Source organism: Streptomyces sp. NRRL F-525, from assembly GCF_000716605.1.
Taxonomy (GTDB): domain Bacteria; phylum Actinomycetota; class Actinomycetes; order Streptomycetales; family Streptomycetaceae; genus Streptomyces.
On the sequence record NZ_JNXE01000009.1, the window covers coordinates 221,231 to 241,386 of the forward strand.

The following is a 20,156-nucleotide window of genomic DNA, read 5'->3' on the forward strand; positions in this document are numbered from 1 at the left end:
TGTCGTGAGTGATGGCGTCGTAGATCTCGTCCTGGTCGAGCAGTTCCTCAACACGCTCGACGAAAGATCCTTCAGCTGGCACGGGGAGCGGCACACCGGCAACGATGAACTGACCTCCATCCAGGGCCTGTTGGCGTGGCTGGAGGAGCATGGGCTGGTCAGCTCGGGGCAGGAACTGGGGCCGTCCGATCTGACCGCCGCCCTCGCGCTCCGGGCCGGTCTGCGGGATGCCCTCACCAGCGCAACCGACGACGCCGATGGCACCGACCGTGCCAAGACCGCTCGGACCCTCGCCCGTTTTCCCCTGGTGCTGGCTCCGGACGCGGGCGGAAGCGGGCTGCGGCTCGTCGCCGACAGCGGTGCGCCGGGCCTCGACGCCATCGTGGAGACGGTCGCCGCCAGCGTCGCCGGTGGTGGCTGGAGTCGTCTGAAACTGTGCGCCTCGCCGGACTGCCGTTGGGCCTTCTACGACACCTCGCGCAACGGCCGCGGCCGCTGGTGCTCGATGGACGCCTGCGGGAACCGGAACAAGACCCGTGCCTACCGTCGCCGCCACGCGGACTGAGGAGACGCCCCCGCCAGTCCTCAGCCCTCGCATGACCAACTGCCAGCCCCGCCACAGGCGTTCGTCCCACCGTGTCGGCATGGCGCCGAAGATTCTCCTGGCCGACGACGACGAAGACGTGCGGGAAGGGATCGGCAGGCTGCTCCGGTACGAGGGGTACGAGACCGTCCTCGCCGGGGACGGGCGTACCGCGCTCGATCTGCTCGGCGTATCTCTCGGCGCATCTCTGGGCCTGTCCCTCGGTGTGCCGGAGGATTCCGCCGCGCCGGACCTCGTGCTGATGGACGTCACCATGCCCGAGTTGGACGGACTCGCCGCCACCCGCCGCATCCGCGCCTCCGGGTCCACCGTGCCGATCCTGATGATCACCGGGCGGGACGCCGTCGGCGACCGGATCGTCGCCCTCGACAACGGGGCCGACGACTATCTCAGCAAACCGTTCGCCGTCGAGGAACTCCTCGCCCGCGTACGGGCGTTGCTGCGGCGCAGTGCCCAACACACCCCGGCCGCCGACACGTTGCCCGAGCTCGAACGGCTCGTCTTCCAGGATCTGGTCATGGACCTGCGTACCCGTACCGTCACCCGTGACGGACGGCCGCTCGATCTCACGCGGACCGAATTCCTGCTGCTGGAGCACCTGTTGAGGCATCCGGGCACCGCGCTCACCCGGTCCCGGATCCACCGGCAGGTGTGGGGCTTCGACTTCGAGCCCGCGTCCAACACGCTCGACGTGTACGTCATGTACCTGCGCCGGAAACTGGAGAGCCGCGGCGAACCGCGGCTCATCCACACCGTGCGGGGGCTCGGGTACAGCCTCCGGGCCGCTCCGCCTACGTGATCTATCGCTTCGGCAGCCGCAGGATCATCGTCTCGTCCGATGCCTGGGGCGGGACCGGGCGCAGGATCATCGTGTCCTCCGAACGATGCCGTCCCGTTCCCGTGATCGCCATCTCGGGGAGCGGACCCGCAAGTCGCGCGTACACGCCGCCCCTTGCCACCAGCTCCGCGTGCGTGCCCGTCTCGACGAGTCGTCCGCCGTCCACCACCAGGATGCGGTCCGCGTCCGGGGCCAGGCTCAGGTCGTGGGTGATCATGATGGTCGTACGGCCGGACATCAGGCGGCGCAGGGGCTGGATCACCTGGCGGGCGGCCACCGAGTCGAGGCCGGCGGTCGGTTCGTCGAGGACCAGGACCGGGGCCTCGCGGAGCATCGCCCTCGCGATCGCGATGCGTTGGAGCTGGCCGCCGGACAACGCCGCGGTGCCGGGGGCGAGTTGAGTGTCGTAGCCCTCGGGGAGTGCGGCGATGAAGTCGTGGGCCGCCGCCGAACGCGCCGCTCGTTCGATGTCCTCGTCCGTCGCGCCGGGGCGGCCGCACTCGATGTTCTCGCGGACCGTGCCGTTGAGGATGAGGGTCTGCTGGGGGAGCAACGCGACGTTCTCCCGCAGGAATTCGAGGGGTACGTCGCGGAGGGGGACGCCGTCCAGGCAGATCACGCCCGCCGAGGGGTCGTAGAAGCGGGTGAGGAGTTTGGAGAGGGTGGACTTGCCCGCGCCGCTCTCGCCCGTGATGATCACCAGCTCGCCCGGGTCCGCCCTGAAGGTGACGTCGTTCACCGAGTCGCGGGTCGCGCCGGGGTAGGCGAAGGTCACGCCGTGGAAGCTGACCCAGCCGTGGACGGGCCAGGCGGGGACGGGTTCGCGGGGGTCGCCGACGGACGGGGTGGCGTCCAGGATCTCGTTGATACGGGCGGCGCCGGCCGTGGCGGCGGTGAGGGTGAGGCCGAGTTGGCCGAGGTTGCGGACCGGGGGGTAGAGGTAGCCGATGAAGGCGGCGAAGGCGAGGAGTGCGCCCAGCGTCATGCGGTCGGCGGAGATCTCCCAGACGCCCAGGCCGATCACCGACAGGACGCAGAGCGTCTCCACGACCTCCACGAACTGCTCGTACATCTCGCTGAGTCGGGCGCCTCGGACCGATGCCTTCATCCATGCGCGGGCTTCGACGTCGAGGCGCTTCTCCTCGTCCCGGCGGCGGTTGTACGCCTGGGTGAGGACCACGTTGCCGAGGGACTCCTCGACGACCGAGGTGATCGCGCCGTCGGCGACCCGTTCGTCCTGCGAGGCCTGTTTGATGCGGCCCGAGAAACGGCGGGCCGCGATGAGGAAGAGGGGGGCCAGGACGAAGGTCGCGAGGGCCAGGTCCCAGCGGAGGTACAGGGCCGCGCAGGCGTAGAACACGGCTGAGAAAGCTGCGGAGATGGTGCCGACCACCCCTGACACGACCATCTGCTCGATGGCCTCGACGTCTCCGGTGAGGCGTTCGACCAGGTCGCCCTGGCGGTGCTTCTGGAAGAAGTGGGGCGGGAGGTCCTGGACGTGGCGGAAGACGTTCGCGCGCAGGCGCAGGACGAAGCGTTCGGCGGTCCAGGTGGCCAGGGAGTTGCCGAAGTAGCCGACGAGCGCGCCGAGTGCGGCGACGCCGAGCCAGGCGGCGGCCGGGCCCCAGAAGTCGGACAGCGAACCGGCCTTGAGGGCGTTGTCGGTGAGGTCCGCGAAGAGCAGGATCGCGGCGGTCTCGGAGAGCGCCGACACGACGACGCACGCGATGATCACCGCCAGCCACTTGCGGTCACCGCGGGTCAGCGGCCAGAAACGGCGGAAGGCCTCACGGGCTTCCCTCATGGTCAACAACTCCCTTCAGAGCAGGCCGGGTTCAGAGGACGGCCGAGGTGGGTCCACGGCCTGGACGTGGCCGAGGCGGGGCCACCGGAGCGAGTTGGCTCGCTAACCAGTGACCCCGCCTCACGGTGTGCGGGATCAGCCCTTGTGGGCGACCGGGCGCTTCGGCGCGTGCTTCTTCGGCGCGGGCTTCTTGGGGGCCGGGGCCGGCTTGCGGTGCTTCTTGACGGGGACGATCTTGTGGAAGCTCATGGCGGGGTCCCTCCCGGTAAGTGCCGCGCTGGTGCGGCGAGTTGTGGGGTACTGCGGGTCGTGCGGGTGGCGCTGCGGGTGCTGCGGGTCTTCTACGGCCGGACCGGCGGCTTACTTGTGACCGACCGGACGACGCTTCGGGGCCGGCGCCGGCTTCTTCGGCGCGGGCTTCTTGGGCGCCGGAGCGGGCTTGTGGTGCTTCTTGACCGGGGCGATCTTGTGGAAGCTCATGCTGGGTTCCCTCCCTGGGAGTGCCGCTCTGCCGCGGCTTGCTGTTGGGTACTGCGGGTCTGCTGCGGGTGGCCGAGCCGCTTACTTGTGGCCGACCGGGCGACGCTTCGGGGCGTGCGCGGGCTTCTTCGGCGCCGGCTTCTTGGGGGCCGGGGCGGGCTTGCGGGTCTTCTTCACCGGGGCGATCTTGTGGAAGCTCATGTCTGTGTCCCTCTCTGCTGCGGTTCTGCAACAGTTCCTCTACCGATCTGCTGCAACTGTCTTTGAATTACGCCTGTAAATTCTTTGTCAGCCCTTGTTGGCGACGGGACGACGCTTCGGGGCGGGCTTCTTCGGGGCGGGCTTCTTACCGCTCGGAGCGGGCTTACAGGTCTTCTTGATGGGGTGAATCTTGTTGAAGCTCATGATTAATTCCCTCCCTGGTACGAGTTTTTATGTGTGACTTACTTCGGCTTACTTGTGGCCGACCGGGCGACGCTTGGGGGCGCCGAGCGGCTTGCCCAGGGGCTTCTTCGGGGCTTTCTTGGGGGCCGGGGCGGGCTTGTGGGCCTTCTTCACCGGGGCGATCTTGTGGAAGCTCATCGTGGTCTCCTTCGTCTCTAACGTCTTCTTGCGTCTTCTTGTCGTTTGCGCCGTTCGCTTTCGACATGGAAAACACTACTGGACTTCTGACGCAGGAAAAGCGATTTTCGCTTAGACCTTCCTGAGCAATCCCTGTGGAAGACTCTTATGGAATTTGCGGAACTGAACCGGGTCTTACACAGAATTTAGAACGGGAAAACAGAAGGGGCCCGGCGCCGACCTGCGGCTCCGGGCCCCTCGTCAGAGATGGGTTACTGCACGATGTTGATCCGGTTCGCCGCCGGGGGCGCCAGCGGGGCCGTCGCCGACGAGTTCGCCGTGAGGTAGTCCGCCAGCGCGGTCAGGTCGTCCGTGCCGACCAGGTCGCCGGTGCCCTGCCCCAGCGTCGTGAAGCCGTCACCGCCGCCCGCGAGGAAGCTGTTCGTCGCGACGCGGTACGTGGCCGCCGGGTCGATGGCGGAACCGTTGAGCCTGATCGAGTCCGTGACCACCCGGTCCGCGCCGGTCTTCGTCAGGTCCAGCGTGTACGTCAGCCCGGACGACACCTGGAGCACCTTCGGCGCCGCCGTGTTCGTGCCGCTCACCTGCTCCTTGAGCGCCTGGATCACCTGGGCGCCCGTGAAGTCCTGGAGGTTCACCGTGTTGGCGAACGGCTGCACCGTGAAGCCCTCGGCGTACGTCACCACGCCGTCGCCCTCGGCGCCGGTGGCCTTGTAGGTGAGCCCTGCCCGCACCCCGCCCGGGTTCATCAGCGCGAGGTCGGTCTCCGGGTCCAGCTTCTTGCCGTACGCGAGTTGGGCGTCCGCGATGAGGTCGCCCATCGGGGACTCGGTGCCGGTGCTGTTGACGTCACCGGAGATGTAGCCGATCGCGCGGTTGCCGATGGGCGCAGCGAGGGCGTTCCACTTGCCGATCAGGCTGGTCAGGTCGGCGGCCTTGGGCACGTCACGGGTGACCACGTGGTTCGCCGACTTGACCGCCGTACGGGCGATGTCGCCTGTCCTGCGGTCGTACGTCAGCGTCGTGTCCGTGTAGAGGCGGCCGAAGGACGAGGCCGAAGTGACCATACGGGGCTTGCCACTTGGGTCGTTGATCGTGCAGACGTACGCGTTGTGCGTGTGGCCGGTGACCAGCGCGTCCACCGCCGGGGTGACGTTCTTCGCGATGTCGACGATCGGGCCGGAGATGCCGGAGCCCGAACCGGACGCGTCACAGTCGTAGTTGTAGGACGCGGAGGCGGGGAAGCCGCCCTCGTGGACCAGCGCGACGATCGACTGCACGCCCTGCTTCTGCAGCTCCTTGGCGTACTTGTTGATCGTCTCGACCTCGTCCTTGAACTTCAGGCCCTTGACGCCCTCCGCCGAGACGACACCCGGGGTGCCCTCCAGGGTCACGCCGATGAAGCCGATCTTGACGTCCTTCTTCTTCCACACCCAATACGGCTTCAGGATCGGCTTGTTGGTCTTCTCGCCGAGGACGTTGGCCGCGAGGTAGGGGAAGTCGGCGCCCTTGAACTTCTTGTCCGTGTAGCAGCCGTCGGTGGGGTGGCAGCCGCCATTCTGCAGGCGGGCCAGCTCCTTGGCGCCCTCGTCGAACTCGTGGTTGCCGACCGAAGTGACGTCCAGGTCGAGCTTGTTGAGCGCCTCGATCGTCGGCTCGTCGTGGAACAGGCCCGAGATCAGCGGGGACGCGCCGACCATGTCGCCGCCGGCCGCGGTGACCGAGTACGGGTTGCCCTTACGGGCGTCGCGCAGGTGCGTCGCGAGGTACTCGACACCGCCCGCGTCGATCGTCTTCGTCGTGCCGTCCGGCTGGAGTTCGGTGACGCGGCCGGAGGAACCGGACGGGGGCTCCAGGTTGCCGTGCAGGTCGTTGAAGGAGAGGAGTTGTACGTCCTGGTAGCGGCTGGGCTTGGAGCCGTGGCCGTGGCCGCCGGGGTTGCCGTGGGCGTCGGCGGGCAGTGCGGCCGCCAGCGCGCCCGCCGTGGCGAGGCTCACGGTGGCGGCGAGGAGTGCGGCGGTACGGCGTCTGCGCGGGCGGTGCGGCTGGGTTGTGGCTGGCATGAGCCCCCCTGTGTGTCGGCTGAGAAGGTCACCACGTTCCGGCGCAGCCTAGGGTCAACGCGCGTAGCGCGGCAGGGGGTTCTTGGTTACATCCTGGTTTCTTCTTTGCCGCCACTTTGCTGGGGGATCGGCTTACCCTCATACCCATGACCAGCGACGACACCGTACGGCCCGCGCCCGGCTCCCGTTCCATCGAGACCTACTCCGCGCTCTCCCCGGACCAGGGCGGGGCCGTGCTCGCGCTGATCGGCGAGGCCGCCGGGACCGACGGGCAGCCGGCGGTGTCCGAGCAGGGGCGGCTGCGGATCCACGGGGGTGAGCGGGACGGGGTCTCGCATCTGCTGCTGACCCTGGGCGACGAGCTCGTGGGGTACGCGCAGTTGGAGGACACGGATCCGGTGGAGGCGCCGGCCGCGGAACTCGTCGTTCATCCCTCGCATCGGGGGCACGGGCATGGGCGGGCGCTGGGCGCTGCGCTGCTGGCCGCGTCCGGGAAACGGCTGCGGGTGTGGGCGCATGGCGGGCATGCCGCGGCGCGTCATCTCGCGCAGGTCCTCGGGCTCACGATGTTCCGTGAACTCCGGCAGCTGCGGCGGCCGTTGACCGACCTGGAGCTGCCGGATCCTGTGCTCGCGGAGGGGGTTTCCGTACGGACCTTCGTGCCCGGCGTCGACGACGCGGCGTGGCTTGCCGTGAACGCGGCGGCGTTCGCCCATCACCCCGAGCAGGGGTCCCTCACCCAGCGGGACCTCGACGACCGTAAGTCCGAGGCGTGGTTCGATTCCGCGGGGTTCTTCCTGGCGGAGCGGGGTGGGGAGCTGGTGGGCTTCCACTGGACGAAGGTGCATGAGCGGGAGCGGCTCGGTGAGGTCTACGTCGTCGGGGTGTTGCCGGGTGTGCAGGGTGGGGGGCTGGGCAAGGCGTTGACGACGATTGGCCTACGGCATCTTGCGGCGCGGGGGTTGCCTACGGCGATGTTGTACGTCGACGCGGACAACAAGGCGGCGGTGTCTGTGTATGAGCGGCTGGGGTTCACGACGTATGAGACGGACCTGATGTACCGCTCGGAGTCGTGAGGTGCGGTCGGTGGGGGCGGGCGTCCCTGGGGGCTGCGCCCCCAGACCCCCATCGGCCCTGAAGGGGCCTCGTCCTCAAACGCCGGACGGGCTGAATTTTGCGGGCCCGCGCTGAAAAGTGACCGCCAGGCCGGATGGTGCGGGCCCGCGCTGAGAAGTGACGGACGGGCCGGGCTGGGTGTTGGTGGCCTGCGTGGAGAAGGCGCCGGACGGGCTGACAGCCGCCGGCCCTGGTCGAAAGCGCCCCCAGCCTCACGCCCACCCAAGACCGGCTGGATTTCGGCGGCCCTGGTCAGGAAGTGACCCTCGTCCTCCGCCCCAGCAACCTCCTCCTCACCGGCTCCGGCCCGCAAGCCGCCCACACCAGGACCGCCCCCACCAGCACCATCGCCCAGTGGTCGTGCCCCACCCCCCACTGCTTCTCCGTCGGGGAGACGTACATCCCCCAGTCGTTGGGCAGGGCGAGGGGGGACACCAGGGCGACGACCAGGAAGCCGGCGGCGACGCGTTGGCCGGGTTCCGGTTCGGTGGTGAAGCGGAGGGCCGTTGCCGCTGCGGCCAGGGAGAGAACCGCCGCCGCTGCCGCCTCCAAGGTCATGTCGCCTACCGGGGGGCGGATCTTCGACGGGATCAACAGGACCGCCGCGGTCCACCAGGCCACCGCGAACGGGGCCACCAGCGCCACCCGCAGGGTCGTGCGGAGGATGCGGCGGGTCGGTACCGAGCTCGTCAGGTCTCGGGTCGGGTCGTCCAGGACGAAGGCCAGGCCCAGGGCAAAGGTGAGGGCGGCGGCGCGCAGGGCGACGAGCGCGGACCACGGGTCCGGTTCGTCCGACAGGAGGCGGGGCAGCGCCGCGATCAGCAACGCCACCGCGCCGGTCGCGCCCAGCGCCCGTACGGGAAGGGCGCGCAGGACCGGTCGGATCAGTTGCGCCAACACCCTTGCTGTGGAGGGGAGTTGGGCAGCCGTCTGCTCGGACTGCTCCCTCCCTCTCGTCATCACTCGCACTTGTCCGCCCCACCCGGACCCTTGACGCCCAGCAGCTCAGCCACCTTCGCCGTCGTCACCTTCGGGGACGTCAGTTCCGCCCAGTGCGCCTTCACCTTCGGGGTGACCTTGGTCGGGCCCGCGGCGAGCAACTCCCTTACGACGCTGGTCTGTCCGGCCGTCATGGTCATTCCGTTGGTCGGCGACAGGACGGAGGCGGAGCCGGTCACGCTGTCGTCCAGGCGGACCGCGCGGAGTTCGGAGACCGGGTCGGACGTCCAGCCGAGGGCCAGCCACATGATGGTGACCATGCGGCCGTCGCACACGTCACCGCCGGCCTTCTCGTTGCCGAGGACCAGTACGGAGGCGACCGCGGCGGAGAACTCCGGTACCCGGGGTCCGCCCCACATCGTGCGGACGGTGACCTGGTTCGGGGTGGTGGACGGGTCGATCGCGCCGTCGGCCTCCATGCCGTAGCGGGCCTCGACCCGTTGCTGCACGAGCAGTTTGCGGGTCTGGGCGGTGCCGCCCGCGAGGGACTGGACGTGATCCGTGACGTCGGCCCAGGTCGCTGTCCTCGGGACCCACTCGGGGAACGCGCAGTACGTCGAACGGCCGTGCCGGACGCAGGACTGGACCTTCTGCGGGTTGAGCGTGGCCACCGTGCGGGCCGCGGTCATCTCCGAGGAGACTCCTGCCGCCTGGCGGACTCCGCCGACCATGCCGAGGGCGATCGCTCCGGCCAGCGCGCCCGCCAGTACCGTCGTCGCCGTCTTCGTGCGGCCCTTGCTGATCAGTACCGCGAGCAGGGCGAGGGCCAGGGCCAGGCCCGTCAGGTACAGGGAGTGCGCGACCGCCGGGCGGCCGATCAGCTCGGAGGGGATCGTCTTGGTGCTCCCCTCGCCGACGATCGGGGTCAGCCAGGCCGTGGCACCGTCGCCGCCGAACGAGACCGGCGCGAGGACGGAGAACACGAGGAGCAGGACCGCGGCCACCGGGATCGCGAACGGCTTCGGCACCAGCCTCGCCATCAGCAGCCCGACCGCCCCGCAGAGCAGCACGCACAGGGGGCCCACCAGCAGCTCGCCGACCGAACCGGTGCCCACCGCCGTCGACTTGACCGCCTGCCAGCCGAACTGGGCCGCCACGCCCAGCACGACGAGTCCGGTCACCGGCAGGATCGACAGCGCGTGCGCCGCCGTACGGCGCCACGGTTCGAGGACCAGGACCCCGAACAGCCGTTCCGTGTCGTGCCGTTGGGAACGCAGGACGGCCTGGTTGACGCAGAGCAGGACCGCGAAGCCGACCAGCAGCGGGCCCATCTGGGTGTCGCGGTCGACGTCCTGGAGTGCCGGATAGCCGTTCCAGGCGCCCTTGCTGGTCCACACGATCCAGGCGACGTAGGCCGCCAGCATGAACAGCACCGGGACACGGAGGAGGAGTTTGCGGGACTCGAAGCGGGCCAGGGCGAAGATCGCCTGCCAGGACTGGCGGGCGGGTGCCGTGTGCGTGTCTGCGGGGGCCAGGGTCAGTACGGTGCTCATGCCGTCGCCTCCGCGTGCATACCGTCGAGGGTGAGCAAGTAGCCGTCCTCCAGGGTGGGTTCGACGAGTTCGGCGCCGGGCGGCGGGTCGCCCACGTTGCGGAAGACGCCGAGGCCGGTGCGCCAGCCCGCCTTCGCGTCGGGGTCGCGTTCCGAGCTGCTCCACACGCGGCCCGCGGCCCGTGCGGTGAGTTCGGCCGGGGTGCCGTCGAAGCGGACGCGGCCGCCGGCCATGACGACGACGCGGTGGCAGAGCATCGCCACGTCCTCGGTCTGGTGGGTGGACAGGAGAACCGTTCGCCCCTCCCCCGCGCGGGCGATCAACTCCCTGAAGCGCATGCGCTGTTCGGGGTCCAGGCCGACCGTCGGCTCGTCCAGGACCAGGAAGCCCGGGTCGCCCACCAGCGCCGCCGCGAGCGCGACCCGCTGGCGCATACCGCCGGACAGCTTCTTGATGCGCTTGCCGCGTACGTCCGACAGGTCGACCTCGGCCAGCACGCGCCGTACCTCGGTGTGGCGGGCGGTGCGGTCGGTCAACTCCTTGAGGATCGCGACGTAGTCGACGAAGTCGAAGGCCGAGAAGTCGGGGTGGAAACCCGGGGTCTGCGGGAGGTAGCCGAGCACGCGCCGGGTCTCCTGGCGGCCGCCGGGCGTGCGGGGGTCGTGGCCGAGGACGGTGAAGGCGCCCTCGTCGGCCGGGGTCGCGGTGGCCAGCACCCTCAACAGGGTTGTCTTCCCTGCCCCGTTGGGGCCCAGCAGGCCGGTGACGCCTTCGGTGAGCCGCAGCGACACGTCGTCGAGGGCGGTCGTCAGGCCGTAGCGCAGGCTGAGCCCGGCCGCGGAGACGGTGGTGGTCATGACGTACTCCAGTCAGCAAGTCGTAGCGAAATTCAGGCCGTTGGGCGGAAGCCCGGGGTCTTCGTGTCGAAGCGGTCGCGGGCCAGGTAGAGGAGGCCGGCGGCCAGGGCCGCCACCGCCGCGGCCACCGTCTGGCCGGTCGCGGTGAACGGGGCGAGCGTGCCGCCGTGCGCCGCCCGCCCGTGGGCCACCAGCAGCAGCGCGGTCCAGGCCCCGCCGACCGCGCCCGGTGCGAGGACCGGGCCCAGGCGCGGGGTCAGCGCGAGGCTCGTCGAGGTGAGGGCGAGCGCGGGCAGCAGCCAGGCCAGGGCGGCGAGGCCGTAGCCGGGCAGGGCCAGGGTCGCGAGGCCGTTGAGGCCAAGCCCCGCCGCCAGTACGGCGGTTGTGCGGATCATCAGGAGTTTGAAGCCGTGCATCGGGGCTACGACGGTCATCTCGTAGGTCGGGTCGAGCACCGGGCCGTACGCCATCGCCACGCCCGCGAGCGGCAGCAGCGGGGCGAGGGCGAGGAAGACGTTCGGCGTCGCGACGTTCGAGGCGTCGGTCACCAGGACCGTCATCACGAGCAGCAGGGCCACCGCGCCGAACCACGAGCGGCGCAGCACCGGTGTCGCCGCGAGGAGGCGTGCCGTGTGGTCGGCGACGCCGAGGCGGACGAGGAGGGATTCCGTCAACCCCCTTCTGGGGGCGTCGAGTTCGGCGTCGAGGCGTTCCCAGCCCGCGTCGAGGGCCACCGGGTCGGTGACCGACGCCAACAGGGCCCTGCATTCGGCGCACTTGGCGAGGTGGGTGTCGGCGGACCAGAGCATGGGCGGTGCCAACTCGCCCCGCGCATAGGCGCGTACGTCGTCTTCGGCCACATGCCAGGTCATGCCAGCTCCTCCCGCAGTTGCTTACGGGCCCGCATGGCCCGTGTCTTGACCGTGCCGGCGGGGATGCCCAGCAGCACGGCGGCCTCCCGGGTGGTCAGCCCGTCGATCACGGTGGCCTGGAGGACCGCCCGCAGCTCCGGCGAGAGCCGGACCAGGGCGCCGGCGAGGTCCCCGTGCTCGACTCCCGCGAGCACGCGCTCCTCCGCCGACGCCTCGTCCCGGTGCCGCAGCCGCGCCAGCGCCTGCCGCAGCCGGCCGCGGGCCCCGTCGCCGCGCAGCACGTCGATCAGCCGCCGCGACCCGATCCGCCACAGCCACCCGGCCACGTCGCCGTCCTCGCGGTAGCGCGCACTGCCCCGCCACACCGCGAGAAACGTCTCCTGTACGACGTCGTCGACCATCCCGGCGTCGGCGCACCGGCCGCGCAGCCGCGCGGTCAGCCACGGCGCGTACCGCCGGTACAGCTCCTCGAACGCGCGCCGGTCACCGTCCGCCGCGATGGCCCGCAGCAGCTCCCCGTCGCTTCCCGTATCCCTCACGTCTCCTCATCGCACGAGCCCCGCCGATCGGTTCACGGACCGGCACATCGATCTCACTTGACTTTCTCAGCCCCCCTGCACCACCCTTTCACTACTCAATTAGTGAAAGGGTGGTGGAACCCCAGTGGTCGAGTACCGCATCGACCGGCACAGCGGCGTGGCCACCTACGTTCAGATCGTCCAGCAGACCAAGCAGGCCCTGCGCCTCGGAATGCTGGAGCCCGGCGACAAGCTGCCGACGGCCCGCGAGGTCGTCGAGGCCACCGCCATCAACCCGAACACCGTCCTCAAGGCCTACCGCGAGCTGGAGCGCGAGGGACTGGTCGAGGCCCGCCGGGGCCTGGGCACCTTCGTCCGCCGCGGCCTGAGCACCACGCCCGCCGACTCGCCCCTGCGGTTGGAGCTCGACGACTGGGCCGCGCGGGCCCGGGAGGCCGGCCTCGGCCGGGACGACGTCGCCGCGCTCTTCACCGCCGTACTCGAGAAGCACTTCCAAGGAGAAGACTGATGACAGGCACCGCCGCGATAGAGGCCGCCGCTCTCGGCAAGCGGTTCGGCCGGCGGGGAGGGTGGGCCCTGCGGGACTGCGCCTTCCGGCTGCCCGCCGGGCGCGTCTGCGCGGTCGTGGGACCGAACGGCGCGGGCAAGTCCACGCTCCTCGCCCTGACCGCCGGACTGCTCGCCCCCACCGAGGGCACGCTGTCCGTCCTGGGCACGGCGGCGGGCACGGCCCGCGAGCGGGTGGCCTACGTCGCGCAGGACAAGCCCCTCTACCCGCAGCTCACCGTCACCGAGACGCTGCGCATGGGCGCCGACCTGAACACCGACCGCTGGGACGCCTCCGTCGCCCAACGCATCGTCGATGACGGGGACTTGCACCCGAAGTCCCGCATCCGCGCGCTCTCCGGCGGCCAGCGCACCCGCGTCGCGCTCGCCCTCGCGCTGGCCAAGCGGCCCGAACTGCTGCTCCTGGACGAGCCGATGGCCGACCTGGACCCGCTGGCCCGGCACGAGATGATGGGCATCCTCATGGCGCAGGCCGCCGAGTTCGGCACCACGATCGTGATGTCCTCGCACGTCGTGGCCGAACTGGAGGACTCCTGCGACCACTTGCTGCTGATCGGCGGCGGCCGGGTCCGCCTCGCCGGGGAGATCGACGAGCTGCTCGCCGCGCACGTCCATGTGTCCGCGCCCGCGGACACGGACCTCGACCCGCACACGGTCGTCGAGTCGCGCACCACCGGCCGCCAGCTCAGCGCCCTGGTCCGCCCGTCGAGCCCGCTCGACACCGACTGGCGCACCAGCACCCCCTCGCTGGAGGAGCTGGTCCTCTCCTATCTGCGCAACCCGGAGGCCGGCGCCGCCCCCGCCGCCGCCAAGACCGAGGAGACCGTCGCGTGAGCGCCCCGGCGACCCCGCACCCTCGGGAAGCCGGGGTCATTTCTAACCATTCACACGCCAGCACAGTGGTTAGTTTCACCCCCAGCCTCCAGCACCCACCCACCACCGACACCCGGGAGACCGCCGTATGACCGCCCTCGCCACACCGCCGGTCATCGCGCGCCGGACCGGATCACCGCACCTGCTCCGCTGGCTGATCCGCCTGCACCGGCCCGCCCTGGTCGCCTGGATCGCGTTCGTGCTCGTCCTCGTCGGCCTCCTGCTGTGGCTGGGCGGGCCGCTCACCGACGCGGCGGCCCACGAGTGGCAGCGGTACAACGCCTGCTCGACGCCGTTCCACTGCACCTACGACGTGCGCCCGATCGGCCGCTACAAGGACTGGTACAACTACACGACCATCGCCGTCGTCGCCGTCCCCCTCCTGGTCGCCGCCTGGTCCGGCGCCACGCTCACCAGCCGTGAACTGGAGCACGGCACCGCGCAGTTGGCGTGGACCCAGTCCGTCACCCCGGCCCGCTGGCTCGCCGCGAAGCTCGCCCTCCCGGCCGTCCTGATCGCCGTGGGCTCCGGACTGCTGGTCGGGCTGCACCACTGGGCGTGGTCGAGGAGCCAGGGCCGGATCGACACCGCCAAGAACTGGTACGACGTCGGCACCTACGCCGCCAACGGCACCGCCACCGCCGCCATGGCCCTGGCCGCCCTGGTGATCGGCGCCCTCTTCGGCCTGCGCAAGCCCAACTCCCTCGGTTCGCTGGTGGGTTCACTGTTCGGCACCGGGTTCCTGTGGAGCGTCATGGCCATCGCCACGCCCCACCTGTGGCCCACGGTCACCCAGGTCAGCAGCCTCAAGCACGACCGCCCGGCGGGCTCCGGCATCGTCATCGAGCAGGGACTCGTCACCTCCACCGGCGCGCACATCGCCAGCCCGGACTGCGGACCCATCACCTACGCGCCCTGCAGAACGGCCTACGCCAAGCTCGACGCCGTCGGCTACTACAACGAGTACCACCCCCAATCCCACTACTGGCCCCTCCAGTTGACGGCCACCGCGATCATCCTCGCGGTCACCGCCGCCCTGACCGTGGCCGCGTTCCGCCTCCTCCAGCGCCAGACCGGCCCGACGGCGCCCGCACGCAAGGCAGCCGCCGTATGACCACCCTCGCCATGAGCCCCACCGCCCGACCGCAGCGGGCCGTACTGCGGCTGCACCGACCGGCGTTGATCGTGTGGGGAGTGTTCCTGCTGCTCGCCGTGGGGGCGCTGCTCTGGGTGCAGTTGTCCCGGGTCCCCGCCGAACGGGCCGACCTGCACCACCAGTTGACCTGCAAGCCGTTCCCCGACTGCGTCCCGGACACGTACTTCGTCCTCACCGACGTCAACAACGTCGTGAACTTCCTCGGCGAGGTGCTCAGTTACGTCTCCACAGCCGTGGCCGCCTGGGCGGGCGCCGCGCTGATCGGCCGCGAACTGGAGGACGGCACCGCCCGGTTGGCCTGGACCCAGTCCGTCACCCCGGCCCGCTGGCTGACCGCGAAGCTCACCGCGGCCGCCGTTCCCCTGACCGCCGGAACCACCCTGCTCGCCCTGCTCTTCGCCTGGATCTGGACCACCGACCAGGACATCCTGGTCACCAACTGGTCCTGGGACCGCGTCCTCGTCCCGTCCGGCCCGCTCGCCGTAGCCCTGGTCCTCTTCGCCCTGGCCGCCGGCACGCTCGCCGGAGTCGCCCTCCGCCGCGCGCTGCCCGCGCTCGCGGTGGCCGCCGGGGTCACCTACGCGGCCCGGTACTTCTTCGGCCGCAAGTGGGACGACATCTGGCCCGACCGCCACTTCTGGCCGGTCCAGCTCACGGCGACGGCCGCCCTCCTCACCCTGACCGCACTCGCCCTCACGGCCGCGTTCACCCTGCTCGGCCGCCGTACGGACATCAAGGGAGCCGCCGTATGACCGCCCTCGCCGGCGCCCCGACGGCCCGCATCCGTGCGGCCGGACCCGTGCACGCGGTCCTGCGGCTGCAGCGCGGTGTGCTGATCGTGTGGGCGGTGCTCTTCACCGCCGCCGCCGGCGCCCTGCTGTGGGCCTACGGCCCCGGGGGGAACGCCGCCGCGGCCGACTGGAAGCGCAAGTGCTCCGCCCACGGGTGCGACTGGAGCGCCCCGATCAGCAACTACCACCTGGCCTACGCGGGCGCCGAGTTCGTGATCGGCTTCGTCCCGTACCTCGCCGCCCTCGTGGGCGGCGCGCTCGTCGGCCGCGAGCTGGAGAACGGCACCGCGCGGCTCGCCTGGACGCAGGGCATCTCCCCGACCCGCTGGCTCGCCACCACCCTCGCCGTGCCCGCCGCGCTGATCACCGCCGGCTCCACCGTCCTCGTCCTGCTGCACCGGCTGCTGTACGACGCCCACCAGGTGCCGGTCACCTGGAACTGGTGGAACGGGGCGACCTTCGTCCCCAACGGCACCCTCGCCATCGCCTTCCCCCTGCTGGGCCTCGCCGTCGGCGCCCTCGCGGGCCTGCTCCAGCGCCGCCTCGTGACGTCGATGGGCCTCGCGTTCGCCGCCACCGCACTCGCCCTCACCACCCTCGGTTTCGCCCGCCCGCACCTGTGGCCATGGGTGACCCGCACCAGCCCCCTGAACACCGGCTACGACGCACCGCGCAACGTCCTCGTCGGCGACCGGGGCGCCGTCACCTCCACCGGCGGCCATGTCCCCGACACCTGCTTCGAACAGGCCAAGTGCCTCAAGTCGGTCGACATCACCGGCTACTACGTCCAGTACCACCCCGCCTCCCACTTCTGGCCCCTCCAGCTCGTGGAGACCGGCATCGCCCTCGCCGTCACCGCCCTCGTCCTCGCCACCGCCTTCACCCTGCTGCGCCGCCGCACAGCCTGACCGGATCCCCCCTCCCCGCGGCTCCCACGCATCCGTTACGTTCGTTTCCGTGCCGTAGACGTCCGGGAGCCGCCCCCCGATATCCCGCACGCCATGTCGCCGTAACCAACGGTTCAGACGGGCTTGCGAGGCTCGGCGAATGAAGCCCGTCGTGCCAGAGCCTTCGCCGCCTCCCGAGGTGAACGGGAGCAACGGGGCCGTCCTCCCGCTCCTTCCGGCGCTGTCCGACGCGCCCGTATCACCGGTGGCGCGGAACAATGGGCACATGAGCAGCCAGCCCAACGCCCAGGCACAGGTCCAGCACGCGCAGCCCTCCGTGGGCTCCATAGCCGCGCACCGCCCGCACACCGTGTCGGCGGCGGTCTCCGATCTGGAACCCGACATCGACGCCGACCTCGACGAGTACGAGGAGTCGCCGTACGACGGGCCCCAGCTGCCGCAAGGCCGCTTCCTGGACCGGGAGCGGAGCTGGCTCGCGTTCAACGAACGGGTCCTGGAACTGGCCGAGGACCCGAACACCCCGCTGCTGGAGCGGGCGAACTTCCTCGCGATCTTCGCCAGCAACCTGGACGAGTTCTTCATGGTCCGGGTGGCAGGCCTGAAGCGCCGTATCGCCACCGGTGTCGCCACCCGTTCCGCGTCCGGCCTGCAGCCGCGCGAGGTGCTGGAGATGATCTGGGCCCGCTCGCGCGAGCTCATGGCCCGGCACGCCGCCTGCTACCACGAGGACATCGCCCCGGCGCTGGCGGAGGAGGGCATCCACCTGGTCCGCTGGAACGAGCTGACGGAGAAGGAGCAGGCCCGCCTCTTCACGCTGTTCCGGCACCAGATCTTCCCGGTGCTGACCCCGCTGGCCGTCGATCCCGCGCACCCCTTCCCGTACATCTCGGGCCTCTCGCTGAACCTCGCGGTCGTCGTACGGAACCCGGTCACCGGACACCGCCACTTCGCGCGCGTGAAGGTGCCGCCGCTGCTCTCCCGCTTCCTGGAGTCCTCGCCGGGCCGGTACGTCCCCCTGGAGGACGTCATCGCCGCCCATCTGGAGGAACTCTTCCCGGGGATGGAGATCCTGGAGCACCACGCGTTCCGGCTGACCCGCAACGAGGACCTCGAGGTCGAGGAGGACGACGCCGAGAACCTGCTCCAGGCACTGGAGAAGGAGCTCATGCGGCGCCGCTTCGGGCCGCCGGTGCGCCTGGAGGTCGAGGAGTCCATCGACCGCGAGGTGCTCGACCTGCTGGTGCGCGAGCTGAAGATCAGCGAGGCAGAGGTGTACCCGCTGCCGGGTCCGCTCGACCTGACCGGGCTGTTCCGCATCGGCTCGCTCGACCGGCCCGAGCTGAAGTACCCGAAGTTCATCGCGGGCACCCACCGCGACCTCGCCGAGGTCGAGTCGGCCTCCGCGCCCGACATCTTCGCCGCCCTGCGCAACCGGGACGTGCTGCTGCACCACCCGTACGACTCGTTCTCCACGTCCGTGCAGCGGTTCCTGGAGCAGGCGGCGAACGACGACGACGTCCTCGCGATCAAGCAGACCCTGTACCGCACCTCGGGCGACTCCCCGATCGTCGACGCGCTCATAGAAGCAGCCGAGGCCGGCAAGCAGGTCCTCGTCCTGGTCGAGATCAAGGCCCGCTTCGACGAGCACGCCAACATCAAGTGGGCGCGCAAGCTGGAGGAGGCGGGCTGCCATGTCGTCTACGGCCTGGTCGGTCTCAAGACCCACTGCAAGCTGTCGCTCGTGGTCCGCCAGGAGGGCGACCTGCTGCGCCGCTACAGCCACGTCGGCACCGGCAACTACCACCCGAAGACGGCCCGCCTCTACGAGGACCTCGGGCTGCTGACGGCGGACCCGCAGGTCGGCGCCGACCTCTCGGACCTCTTCAACCGGCTGTCCGGCTACTCGCGCCGCGAGACCTACCGCCGGCTGCTGGTCGCCCCCAAGTCCCTGCGCGACGGCCTGATCGCCCGGATCAACAAGGAGGTCCAGCACCACCGTGCCGGGCGCCCCGCGTTCATCCGCATCAAGGTCAACTCGATGGTGGACGAGGCGATCATCGACTCGCTCTACCGCGCGTCCCAGGCGGGCGTCCCGGTCGACGTGTGGGTCCGCGGCATCTGCGCGGTGCGGCCCGGCGTCCCCGGCCTGTCCGAGAACATCCGCGTACGGTCCATCCTCGGCCGCTTCCTCGAGCACTCCCGCGTCTTCGGCTTCGGCAACGGAGGCGAGCCCGAGGTGTGGATCGGCAGCGCCGACATGATGCACCGCAACCTCGACCGTCGGATCGAGGCCCTCGTCAGGGTCACCGACCCGGCCCACCGCGCCGCGCTCAACCGGATGCTGGAAACCGGTATGTCGGACACCACCTCCTCCTGGCACCTGGGCCCGGACGGCGAGTGGACCCGGCACGCGACCGACGCGGAGGGCCAACCACTGCGCAACGTCCAGGAGATGCTCATAGACGCCCGGAGGCGCCGGCGTGGCACAGCAACACCTTGACCCGACGGATCCCAAGGCCCGGGCCGTGACAGGGGACGCCCTCGCGGGCTACCTGCGCGGCCAGGCCACAGAGTTCCTCCGCGCCCTGCGGCTGCACCGGGAGACCGGCAACGGCCAGAACGGCACGGAGGACTCCGTCGACGCGGCGCGCGCCCTGCGCCACTCGGCCCGCCGGATCAGCGGCAGCCTGCACACCTTCCGTCCGCTGCTGGACGCCGACTGGTCGGAGGAGATGCGCCCCGAACTGGCATGGCTGTCGGGCACGTTGGCGCTGGAGCACGCGTGCGCGGCCCGGCTGGAGCGGCTGCTGCTGGCGCTGCACCGGCTCTCGGGCTCGGCGGCGATCCCCGCCCAGTCGGCGGCCTCGGCGGTGGGCGGCCGGGTCACCGGCGCGGGCCGGGGCATCCCCGCGCCCGCCACCGCCGCCGGCCGCGGACCGGCCGCGGCCCCGACCGCCACCGCCGACCGCGGCAACCTCACCGTGGGCGCGGCCAAGGCGGGCGCCCTCCTGGAGCGCCAGCTCACCCTGGCCCGGACCCGGGCCCACTCCACCGCGCTGCAGGCCCTCGGCTCCTCCCGCTTCCACGCGGTCGCCGACAAGGTCGCCGTGCTGGCCAGCGAGGTCCCGCTGACCCCGGCCGCGGCCACGGCCGACCTGCGTCCGCTGGCCGCCGCCGCCGGGGAGCGCCTCACCGACGCGGTCACCGCGCTGCCCCTGGTCACCGCCGGGCACCCGTACAACGCGGAGGCCCTCATCCACGGCCTCTCCCCCGACCCCGCCCCGCACCCCCAGGACGGCCCCTGGCACCAGGTCCGGCTGCTGCTGCGGCTGCACCGCTACGCCGGTGAGGTCCTGCACGGGGACGGCGCGCCCCTGGACGTACGCCTGCTGGCGGCCGGCCAGGCCCTCAATCTGCACCGGGACGCCTCGGAGGCCGCCGCGGCGGCCGCGTCGGCGGCCCGCACCCCGCGCATCGCCCCGGCGACCGCGTACGCGCTCGGCGTGCTCCACGCCGACCAGCGCCACGAGGTGGAGGCGGCCCGCTTCGCCTTCCAGCAGTCGTGGCAGAAGCAGGCGGTGGGCACCCCCTGACGCCCCGAACGAACCCGCACG

The 20,156-nt window shown here is 71.0% G+C and carries 17 protein-coding genes and 1 pseudogene; 10 read left to right on the forward strand and 8 right to left on the reverse strand.

Features of this window, described 5'->3' with window-relative positions:
* Nucleotides 1–4 precede the first annotated feature (4 nt).
* Both OO69_RS16315 and OO69_RS16320 read left to right on the forward strand, forming a co-directional pair.
* A complete protein-coding gene (locus OO69_RS16315; RefSeq protein WP_033281333.1) occupies nt 5–565 on the forward strand; it encodes a CGNR zinc finger domain-containing protein in 561 nt (186 codons plus the stop codon).
* A 79-nt stretch (nt 566–644) separates the two neighbouring features.
* Nucleotides 645–1,403, forward strand: a complete 759-nt coding sequence (locus tag OO69_RS16320) for a response regulator transcription factor (protein WP_033281416.1) — start codon at nt 645–647, stop codon at nt 1,401–1,403.
* Nucleotide 1,404: 1 nt separating this feature from the next.
* On the opposite strand, the gene OO69_RS16325 is transcribed toward OO69_RS16320, so the two are convergent.
* The 3 genes from OO69_RS16325 to OO69_RS16330 form a co-directional block, all read right to left on the reverse strand.
* On the reverse strand, nt 1,405–3,246 hold the full coding sequence (locus tag OO69_RS16325; RefSeq protein WP_051801056.1) for an ABC transporter ATP-binding protein: 1,842 nt from the start codon (nt 3,244–3,246) through the stop codon (nt 1,405–1,407).
* Nucleotides 3,247–4,179: 933 nt separating this feature from the next.
* Nucleotides 4,180–4,308, reverse strand: coding sequence for a hypothetical protein (locus OO69_RS53550; protein ID WP_267885204.1), 129 nt, complete (start codon nt 4,306–4,308; stop codon nt 4,180–4,182).
* 251 nt (nt 4,309–4,559) lie between these two features.
* Nucleotides 4,560–6,371, reverse strand: a complete 1,812-nt coding sequence (locus tag OO69_RS16330; protein WP_033281334.1) for a bifunctional metallophosphatase/5'-nucleotidase — start codon at nt 6,369–6,371, stop codon at nt 4,560–4,562.
* 146 nt (nt 6,372–6,517) lie between these two features.
* On the opposite strand from OO69_RS16330, the gene mshD reads away from it, so the two are divergent.
* Entirely contained in the window at nt 6,518–7,447 is a 930-nt protein-coding gene (gene mshD / locus OO69_RS16335) for a mycothiol synthase (RefSeq protein WP_033281335.1), read from the forward strand.
* Between the two features lie 292 nt (nt 7,448–7,739).
* Here the strand turns inward: mshD and OO69_RS16340 are convergent, their stop codons facing one another.
* From OO69_RS16340 to OO69_RS16360, 5 genes are read right to left on the reverse strand one after another with little or no spacing between them, the layout of a single operon-like run.
* On the reverse strand, nt 7,740–8,447 hold the full coding sequence (locus OO69_RS16340; protein WP_234444455.1) for an ABC transporter: 708 nt from the start codon (nt 8,445–8,447) through the stop codon (nt 7,740–7,742).
* On the reverse strand, nt 8,447–9,979 hold the full coding sequence (locus tag OO69_RS16345; protein ID WP_033281336.1) for a hypothetical protein: 1,533 nt from the start codon (nt 9,977–9,979) through the stop codon (nt 8,447–8,449). Before OO69_RS16345 ends, OO69_RS16340 begins: the two co-directional genes overlap by 1 nt.
* Nucleotides 9,976–10,836, reverse strand: coding sequence for an ABC transporter ATP-binding protein (locus OO69_RS16350; protein WP_033281337.1), 861 nt, complete (start codon nt 10,834–10,836; stop codon nt 9,976–9,978). Before OO69_RS16350 ends, OO69_RS16345 begins: the two co-directional genes overlap by 4 nt.
* A gap of 32 nt (nt 10,837–10,868) precedes the next feature.
* Nucleotides 10,869–11,708: a membrane protein gene (locus OO69_RS16355; protein WP_033281338.1), complete on the reverse strand. Its 840-nt coding sequence runs from the start codon at nt 11,706–11,708 to the stop codon at nt 10,869–10,871.
* Complete coding sequence (locus OO69_RS16360; RefSeq protein ID WP_033281339.1) at nt 11,705–12,247, reverse strand: RNA polymerase sigma factor; 543 nt, start codon at nt 12,245–12,247, stop codon at nt 11,705–11,707. The genes OO69_RS16355 and OO69_RS16360 overlap by 4 nt, the downstream gene beginning before the upstream one ends.
* 124 nt (nt 12,248–12,371) lie before the next feature.
* Between OO69_RS16360 and OO69_RS16365 the strand changes: the two genes are divergently transcribed.
* From OO69_RS16365 to OO69_RS16395, 7 genes and pseudogenes are all read left to right on the forward strand, one after another.
* Complete coding sequence (locus OO69_RS16365) at nt 12,372–12,755, forward strand: GntR family transcriptional regulator (protein WP_033281340.1); 384 nt, start codon at nt 12,372–12,374, stop codon at nt 12,753–12,755.
* A pseudogene (locus OO69_RS53865) lies at nt 12,755–13,252 on the forward strand (ATP-binding cassette domain-containing protein); the annotation flags it as partial. The gene OO69_RS16365 and the pseudogene OO69_RS53865, both read left to right, overlap by 1 nt.
* Before the next feature lie 523 nt (nt 13,253–13,775).
* Nucleotides 13,776–14,801, forward strand: coding sequence for an ABC transporter (locus OO69_RS16375; protein ID WP_033281342.1), 1,026 nt, complete (start codon nt 13,776–13,778; stop codon nt 14,799–14,801).
* A complete protein-coding gene (locus OO69_RS16380; RefSeq protein ID WP_033281343.1) occupies nt 14,798–15,595 on the forward strand; it encodes a hypothetical protein in 798 nt (265 codons plus the stop codon). The genes OO69_RS16375 and OO69_RS16380 overlap by 4 nt, the downstream gene beginning before the upstream one ends.
* Nucleotides 15,592–16,542, forward strand: coding sequence for a hypothetical protein (locus OO69_RS16385; RefSeq protein WP_033281344.1), 951 nt, complete (start codon nt 15,592–15,594; stop codon nt 16,540–16,542). Before OO69_RS16380 ends, OO69_RS16385 begins: the two co-directional genes overlap by 4 nt.
* A 265-nt stretch (nt 16,543–16,807) precedes the next feature.
* Nucleotides 16,808–19,042, forward strand: a complete 2,235-nt coding sequence (locus OO69_RS16390; RefSeq protein WP_033281345.1) for an RNA degradosome polyphosphate kinase — start codon at nt 16,808–16,810, stop codon at nt 19,040–19,042.
* Nucleotides 19,023–20,135, forward strand: coding sequence for a CHAD domain-containing protein (locus OO69_RS16395; protein WP_033281346.1), 1,113 nt, complete (start codon nt 19,023–19,025; stop codon nt 20,133–20,135). Before OO69_RS16390 ends, OO69_RS16395 begins: the two co-directional genes overlap by 20 nt.
* Nucleotides 20,136–20,156 lie beyond the last annotated feature (21 nt).

Bases quoted from the DNA above. Each gene is read 5' to 3' on its own strand.
- OO69_RS16320 (WP_033281416.1), top strand. From the start codon at position 645: ATGGCGCCGAAGATTCTCCTGGCCGACGACGACGAAGACGTGCGGGAA.
- OO69_RS16350 (WP_033281337.1), bottom strand. From the start codon at position 10,836: ATGACCACCACCGTCTCCGCGGCCGGGCTCAGCCTGCGCTACGGCCTG.
- OO69_RS16385 (WP_033281344.1), top strand. From the start codon at position 15,592: ATGACCGCCCTCGCCGGCGCCCCGACGGCCCGCATCCGTGCGGCCGGA.
- OO69_RS16325 (WP_051801056.1), bottom strand. From the start codon at position 3,246: ATGAGGGAAGCCCGTGAGGCCTTCCGCCGTTTCTGGCCGCTGACCCGC.
- OO69_RS16380 (WP_033281343.1), top strand. From the start codon at position 14,798: ATGACCACCCTCGCCATGAGCCCCACCGCCCGACCGCAGCGGGCCGTA.
- OO69_RS16355 (WP_033281338.1), bottom strand. From the start codon at position 11,708: ATGACCTGGCATGTGGCCGAAGACGACGTACGCGCCTATGCGCGGGGC.
- OO69_RS16330 (WP_033281334.1), bottom strand. From the start codon at position 6,371: ATGCCAGCCACAACCCAGCCGCACCGCCCGCGCAGACGCCGTACCGCC.
- OO69_RS16345 (WP_033281336.1), bottom strand. From the start codon at position 9,979: ATGAGCACCGTACTGACCCTGGCCCCCGCAGACACGCACACGGCACCC.
- OO69_RS53550 (WP_267885204.1), bottom strand. From the start codon at position 4,308: ATGAGCTTCCACAAGATCGCCCCGGTGAAGAAGGCCCACAAGCCCGCC.
- mshD (WP_033281335.1), top strand. From the start codon at position 6,518: ATGACCAGCGACGACACCGTACGGCCCGCGCCCGGCTCCCGTTCCATC.
- OO69_RS16340 (WP_234444455.1), bottom strand. From the start codon at position 8,447: ATGACGAGAGGGAGGGAGCAGTCCGAGCAGACGGCTGCCCAACTCCCC.
- OO69_RS16390 (WP_033281345.1), top strand. From the start codon at position 16,808: ATGAGCAGCCAGCCCAACGCCCAGGCACAGGTCCAGCACGCGCAGCCC.
- OO69_RS16375 (WP_033281342.1), top strand. From the start codon at position 13,776: ATGACCGCCCTCGCCACACCGCCGGTCATCGCGCGCCGGACCGGATCA.